The sequence below is a fragment of the Elusimicrobiota bacterium genome, assembly GCA_040757695.1.
GTDB lineage: Bacteria > Elusimicrobiota > UBA8919 > UBA8919 > UBA8919 > JBFLWK01.
This window is the reverse complement of record JBFLWK010000176.1, coordinates 1-2,279: the sequence shown is the minus strand read 5'-3', so window position 1 is coordinate 2,279 and position 2,279 is coordinate 1. Positions and strand designations below refer to the sequence as shown.

The following is a 2,279-nucleotide window of genomic DNA, read 5'->3' as shown; positions in this document are numbered from 1 at the left end:
AAGGAACTTTCTTGGCACACTCATCTTACCTTACCTCCTTTGGGAAACATTCCCCATTTACCCTGTTAGATAACTTCATATCTAATAGGGTTTACACTTGTGCGATCCCGTTGGAAATTACATTTCCTACGGGGCGAGTGAATTGCATCCCTACAACTTACTGATAACCATCACCTCCTTTCCGACATAAATAAAAAAGCCGGGCTGAACATCCTCTTAGATACGTCTCGCCGAATCTAAGCGATGGAACCCGGTAATTTTGCCGGGCCATCACCCGCAGTCACGCGCATGAAGGCACTTTTTATTGCCTTTGCAGGAAAGTCTTCAAAACCAAACCTGTCCTGACGACAGGTCAGGATTTTCAAAAAACTTCTATTTATTCTCTCCTCGTTTCAATATCTCCGAAATCTGTAATTTGAGTTTTGGTATCTCGTCTTTTGCAATATGTGATATAAATATGCCTTATCGTTTTTCATATATAACTTCCATCTCTTTTTTTACATTGTCTATTACATAAGGACTTATTGTATGATAAATTCCTCAGAAAAACCACATCGTTTTCCTGGCAAAGTTTTATTAGAGTTTGTTTCAGTTTATCAATTTGCATTTTTTTCTCCATTTGAAGCAGCTTCAATTTACAATACTATTGTATCATATTTATTTTTATAAGTCAACAATTTTTTAAACACATTCCATTGTTGTTTCTTGCAGCATAGGAAATTACCGTAGTAGGGGACAGGGTAGTAGGTAGTAGGGGACATAATACAATAAAAAGTCAAGAGCATATGCCACCTGTCGGGTAAAACCCGCAGGATAGAGAATAATTTTCAAGTTACCAATGGTCATTCACCATAAAGGAACAGACCTCAAATCGTTGTAGGTATCCTGCATTATAGAAAAAACTCTATGCACAGCATACTTTACCCTAAGTGTCGGTTCCGGTGAAAGTCCCAAAGTGTCCCCGACGAGGTCAATTAAGCCATAACGGAGTTTAGAACGGGCTCATCCACCGGAACATTAAAAATATTTATGTTAAAAGGTACATTGTGTTTCAGAATAACAAAAGCAGCGCGTAGAAACTTTTCGGCGAATTTAATTTTAAGTTTAGCTTTAGCTTCTTTTGAATTGCCCCGTTCTTTCAATTTTTCCTGAAACATTTGCCCGATGATTTTGTTTTTAGATATAGCGACATTAGTAGCATGACAGATGGCAAAGCGAAGCAGGGAATTACCTTTTTTTGATATTTTTTCTTTACCTGCGAATTCACCGGAAGTCATTGTTTCAATATCAAGCCCTGCAAGGCAGAAGAAGGCATCGGTAAACCGATAGAGGTTTTAGCACTTTGCCAGAGATGATATAACAGTAAATATCGTTTACTGTTTGGCTTAAAAGTATCGCAGAAAAGGTGCGCAAACGATGGGTAGTCCATGTTTTTTATGGTTTGGCTTGAAAGTCCATGTTCAAGCAGGGTTAAAACATCCGGACATTCTAAGTTCTTAAAGAGAGGACACAGTTCTGGGAAATAGCATGCCCAAATATTATTCCTGATACGCGTTTTAAGAGAATTTTTTGTTTTTATTAGACGCTGACGGAGTAGCAGATATTTGCGAATATTCATTGATTGTGTGTTTTCATCACGGTAATAAAGGATTTTGCCCTGGCGCATTAAGTCAACAACATTGTAGGCGTCACGAGGGTCATTCTTACCCCATCGTCCGCCGTCAATGGTCTTACGGTTGCTTTTGGCAGCAACAGAGGATACATAAACCATAAAATAATTTTTGTTTCTTAAATATTCGCTGATAGGTTTATGATAATTAGCTGTCGGTTCTACACCGATGATAACATCCCGAAAATTATTAGTTTCCATGATTTGTTCTATCTTGCACACGAATCTTTGGAAACCTTCTAAATCGTGGCTGACTGAATACTTTTTGAGGATAATATTCTTTTCAATGTTGTAGAAACAGGCAGTTGATGATTTTTTGCTGACATCAAGTCCGATAAGCAAATACCCGTTGTCCCTTTTTATCCCTTGTTTTACTTGACAAAACTGCTCTTTTTTAGATATACTATCCATGTGCCGCCTCCTTGATTAGAGATTTTGCTGATAACTATACTCTATCAAAGGTGGCACTTATTTTCAAGGTGTCATGTGTGTCTTGCTCTTTTGAACTTTATGTACTTTATTTTATTTTATTATACAACGGGGTTGAATTGGTTGACTTACGAGCAATACGACAACTGGATTCCCGATAACAGCATTCGGGAATGACATA

General features: G+C 37.8%; 2 protein-coding genes. Both read right to left on the bottom strand.

The genetic code is table 11. The annotated features are described in order from the left end of the window. Positions 1 to 974: 974 nt before the first annotated feature. Complete coding sequence (locus tag AB1349_13805; GenBank protein MEW6558401.1) at positions 975 to 1,277, bottom strand: transposase; 303 nt, start codon at positions 1,275 to 1,277, stop codon at positions 975 to 977. Next, complete coding sequence (locus AB1349_13800) at positions 1,274 to 2,080, bottom strand: transposase (protein MEW6558400.1); 807 nt, start codon at positions 2,078 to 2,080, stop codon at positions 1,274 to 1,276. The genes AB1349_13805 and AB1349_13800 overlap by 4 nt, the downstream gene beginning before the upstream one ends. Positions 2,081 to 2,279 lie beyond the last annotated feature (199 nt).

Bases quoted from the DNA above. Each gene is read 5' to 3' on its own strand.
- AB1349_13800 (MEW6558400.1), bottom strand. From the start codon at position 2,080: ATGGATAGTATATCTAAAAAAGAGCAGTTTTGTCAAGTAAAACAAGGG.
- AB1349_13805 (MEW6558401.1), bottom strand. From the start codon at position 1,277: ATGACTTCCGGTGAATTCGCAGGTAAAGAAAAAATATCAAAAAAAGGT.